This is a genomic window from Streptomyces sp. SID13666 (genome assembly GCF_010548325.1).
Lineage (GTDB): Bacteria > Actinomycetota > Actinomycetes > Streptomycetales > Streptomycetaceae > Actinacidiphila > Actinacidiphila fildesensis.
This window is the reverse complement of sequence record NZ_JAAGLX010000237.1, coordinates 1-391: the sequence shown is the minus strand read 5'-3', so window position 1 is coordinate 391 and position 391 is coordinate 1. Positions and strand designations below refer to the sequence as shown.

Here is a 391-nt window from a genome sequence, read left to right as displayed (position 1 = left end):
CTCTTCGGCGCTGTCGCATTAAATACGTACGTGGGCCTAAGAGTTTCGCAGGTCAGCAAGGAGGTCACATGCGTACGCGCACTCATGTTCCAGCTCTTCCCTCGGAGTGCACTGGATCCATGATCCCGGACCCCGCCCGCAGCCCCGGCGCGTTCGTCGCGCCGCTCGTCTCCGCCCTGTTGACGTTGCCGGCCGCCGCGTTCTCCTTCGTCGGACTGTCCCCGATGACCTGCGACTCCTGAGGGGACACGGCGAGCGACCGGTTCAACGCCTCCTACGACCTCGCCTTCCCGGTGCGCGCATGCACCGCTTCGTGGCGCCGTGGCTGCCCCACGACCGCACGCCGCGCGAAATACAGCAGGCCTACTACGCGATCGCGTCGATGATCGCG

At 66.2% G+C, this 391-nt stretch carries 1 protein-coding gene; it reads left to right on the top strand.

Annotation, left to right across the window (positions count from 1 at the left end):
• Positions 1–119: 119 nt before the first annotated feature.
• Positions 120–242 (top strand): hypothetical protein, encoded by a 123-nt coding sequence (locus G3I60_RS46635; RefSeq protein ID WP_275419245.1) that lies wholly within the window; start codon positions 120–122, stop codon positions 240–242.
• The last annotated feature ends 149 nt before the right edge of the window (positions 243–391 follow it).